This window comes from Actinomadura sp. GC306 (assembly GCF_004348665.1).
Lineage (GTDB): Bacteria > Actinomycetota > Actinomycetes > Streptosporangiales > Streptosporangiaceae > Spirillospora.
In genome coordinates, this window is the sequence record NZ_SMKM01000435.1 from 1 (window position 1) to 3162 (window position 3162).

At 74.7% G+C, this 3162-nt stretch carries 3 protein-coding genes; 1 reads left to right on the forward strand and 2 read right to left on the reverse strand.

All coding sequences use genetic code 11. The features are described 5' to 3' along the window. Nucleotides 1–425: 425 nt before the first annotated feature. A complete protein-coding gene (locus tag E1200_RS32245) occupies nt 426–1553 on the forward strand; it encodes a globin domain-containing protein (protein WP_131956293.1) in 1128 nt (375 codons plus the stop codon). A 4-nt stretch (nt 1554–1557) separates the two neighbouring features. Here E1200_RS32245 and E1200_RS32250 read toward each other — a convergent pair whose 3' ends face one another. Continuing rightward, a complete protein-coding gene (locus E1200_RS32250) occupies nt 1558–2358 on the reverse strand; it encodes a helix-turn-helix domain-containing protein (protein ID WP_131956295.1) in 801 nt (266 codons plus the stop codon). Nucleotides 2359–2424: 66 nt separating this feature from the next. Beyond that, on the reverse strand, nt 2425–3144 hold the full coding sequence (locus tag E1200_RS32255) for a dienelactone hydrolase family protein (protein ID WP_131956297.1): 720 nt from the start codon (nt 3142–3144) through the stop codon (nt 2425–2427). Nucleotides 3145–3162 lie beyond the last annotated feature (18 nt).

Consider the following 3162-nt stretch of genomic DNA (forward strand, 5'->3'; position numbering starts at 1 on the left):
CCCCCGGGCCGTCCCGTCCCCCGGCCTCCTACCAGCCAGCTTGCCGCACGAGGCGGATCTCCGCAGTCGGAAGCGGCGACGCCGTCGGCCCCCTCCGGCGGCCGCTCCGGGCGGCGGCGCCCGAAAATTTCCGAAAACTTCTACCGAGTAGCATTTTCTTCCCCCGCTGGAATCCCCCGCCCCGGAGCCGTCGGACCCGAGCCGCAGTACCGATCAGTATGCGTGCCCTTTCCGGGCGCGGACCGATCACGGAGAACTCACCGGCGACTACGCAACGAGACATTCCCCCCGCCGCGCGGCCGCCTTGCTTGGGACCCGCGCAGCCCGATGCGAGAATCTCAGCAAGCCGGGCATCGGACGCTTCGACGGCGACCGCGCGAGCCCCGGAACTCTCCGCCGACGGCCCAGAGGGGGCGAGCTGGAGAATGGCACCGGAACCGCGCGTGCTCAAGGACAGCTTCACCCGGCTGGACGCCGACCCCGCGGGCGCCACCGCCTACTTCTACGGCCGCCTCTTCGCATGCGAGCCGCAGCTGCGCGCCCTCTTCCCACCCGCGATGGGCGCCCAGCACGACCGGTTCTTCCAGGCGCTCACCCGGATCGTCTGGAGCCAGGACAACCCCGCCGACCTCGCCCGCCACCTCGGCCGGCTCGGCCGCGACCACCGCCGGTACGGCGTCCTGCGCGAGCACTACACCGCCGTCGAGACCGCGCTGCTGGCGACGCTGCGCCTCTTCGCCGCGGAGGTGTGGACGCCCGAGGCCGAGGCCGCCTGGGCCGCCGCCTACCGGGCCGCCGCCGCGGCCATGATCGCCGCCGCCGAGCGGGACGCGGCCGCGCACCCGCCCTGGTGGGTCGCCGCGGTCACCGGCCACGACCGCCGCGCCCACGACCTCGCCGTGCTCACGCTGCGGCCCGGGCGGCCCCTGCCGTTCCTGCCCGGCCAGCACGTCAGCGTGCAGACCGCCCGCTGGCCCCGCATCTGGCGGCCCTACTCGATCGCCAACGCGCCCCGGCCCGACGGGACACTGACCCTGCACGTCCGCGCCCGGCCGGCCGGCTGGGTCAGCGGCGCCCTGGTCCGGCACTGCGCCCCTGGCGACACCGTCCTGCTCGGCCCGGCCACGGGCACCATGACCCTCGCGCCCGGCTCCACGCGCGGGCTCCTCCTCGTCGGCGCCGGCACCGGCCTCGCCCCGATGAAGGCGCTCGCCGAGCAGGCCGCCGCGTCCGGCCGCGACGTCCACCTGGTCGTCGGGGCCCGCACCGGGGACGGCCTGTACGACCTCCCCGCGCTGCGGAAGCTGGAGGCGGACTGCGCGCGGCTCCGGGTGACCCCCGTCCTGTCCGGGGCGCCGGCGCCGCCCGGCGGGCTGCGCGGCCGGATACCCGGCGTCCTGCCCGGCCTCCTGGACGGCGTTCCCGGCTGGCGGGACCACGACGCCTACGTGGCCGGCCCGGTCCCGCTCGTCCGCCGGACCGTCACCGCGCTGCAGCGGCACGGGCTGTCCCTCACCCGCATCCACCACGACCTCCTCGCCGCGGAGAACTGACGGGTCACCACCCGGCGCGCTCCCGCAGGAACGCCGTCGTCGCCTCGTCCGCCGGGTAGAACGACTCGATCGCGAGCTCCGCCACCGTGATGTCGACCGGCGTCCCGAACGTCGCGATCGTGCTGAAGAACGACAGCTCCCGGTCGGCCACCCGCATCCGCAGCGGGACGAACACCTCGTGGTCCCCCGGCGGCGCGATCGCCTCCCCCACGTCCCCCGGGAAGCTCCGCAGCTCCCGGTGCAGCTGGGCGAGCGACGCGTCCGCGGTCAGCGCCACGTGCCGCCGCACCCGGTCGATCATGTGGGCGCGCCACTCGGCCAGGTTCAGGATGTTCCGCGCCATCCCGGCGGGATGCATGCTGAGCCGCAGCACGTTCAGCGGCGGCTCCAGCAGCTCCGGCGGCGCCCCCTCCATGAAGAACCCGGCCGCGCCGTTCGCGTCGACCAGGTTCCAGTAGCGGTCGACGACGACCGCCGGGTACGGCTCGTGCCCCGCCAGCACCTGCCGCAGCGCCGCCCGCACCGAGTCCATCCTCGGCTCCTCCATCGGCGTCTCGCCGAACACGGGCGCGTACCCCGCCGCCACCAGCAGCAGGTTCCGGTCGCGCAGCGGCACGTCCAGGTGCTCGGCCAGCCGCAGCACCATCTCCCGGCTCGGCGCCGACCGCCCCGTCTCCACGAAGCTCAGGTGCCGGGTCGACACGCCCGCCTCCGACGCCAGCTCCAGCTGGCTGAGCCTCCGCCGCTGCCGCCACGCGCGCAGCCGCTCCCCGATCGGTCTCACATCGCTCAGCGCCGTCGTCACCGCACCGACGCTACCGGCGCGATGTCATGCCGGCGATTACGTCCCGGGTAATGAAGGCCGACGCCTTTACGTTGTAGATTTCTTGAGGTGGTCGCCGAAGAAGGCGAAGATCCGGTTCCAGCCGTCCGGCGCGTTCTCCCGGCCCCGCCCCATCCCGAACGCGATCTTCGCCACCGGCCCGAGCGGCCCGGGCAGTGCGCTCTCGGTCAGGAAGCCGTGCCCGGTCGCGGGGTACTCCTTCACGTCGTGCGGCACGCCCGCCGCGGTCAGCGCCCGCTCCAGCTTCCCCGCGGCCCCGCGCAGCGAGGGGTCGGCGGCGCCGTACCCGGCGACGACGGGGCACGCGCCGCGCAGCGCCTCCTCCGGCCGGCGCGGCAGCATGCCGTAGTTGACCGCGGCCGCCTGGAAGTCGTACTTCGCCACCGCGACCAGCGCGAACCCGCCGCCCATGCAGAACCCGCAGACGCCGACGCGGCCGGTGCAGTCGTCCCGCCCCGCCAGCCACGCCCGCGCCGCCTCGATGTGCTCGTAGGCGGCACCGCGCCCCGCCCGCATCTCCCGCATCGCCTTGGCGACGCACCTCAGCCACGGCGCGCCGTTGTAGAGATCGGGCAGGACGGCGAGGTAACCGTTGGCGGCGAACCGGTCGGCCTGCGCCCGCATGTCCGCGGTGGCCCCCAGCGCCTCGAAGACGACCACAACCCCAGGCCAGGGCCCCGCCCCTTCCGGAACGGCAAGATACCCCGGCAACTCCCCCGCACCCACGGGAATCACAACATCACCCATACCACCCAACACTCCCCC